Below are 250 nucleotides of genomic sequence, written 5' to 3' on the forward strand. Positions count from 1 at the left end.
GTGGTCTTGGCCTTCTTCAGCGCCTGGATGATCTTGCCCGGCATCGACCCGATATAGGTCCGCCGGTGACCGCGGATCTCCGACTCGTCGCGCACCCCACCCAGAGAGATCCGGATGAACTCGCGCCCCGTCGCCTTGGCCACCGACTTGCCGAGGCTGGTCTTGCCGACGCCCGGCGGGCCCACGAGGCACAGGATCGGCCCCTTGAGCTTTTTCGAGCGTTGCTGCACCGCCAGGTACTCAACGATCC

At 66.0% G+C, this 250-nt stretch carries 1 protein-coding gene; it reads right to left on the reverse strand.

All coding sequences use genetic code 11. The features are described from left to right. The coding region (locus E0702_RS18045; RefSeq protein ID WP_132045855.1) for an AAA family ATPase at positions 1 to 250 on the reverse strand (250 nt) is incomplete at both ends.

It is taken from the genome of Halomonas marinisediminis, from assembly GCF_004347715.1.
In the GTDB taxonomy this organism is placed as follows: domain Bacteria; phylum Pseudomonadota; class Gammaproteobacteria; order Pseudomonadales; family Halomonadaceae; genus Halomonas; species Halomonas icarae.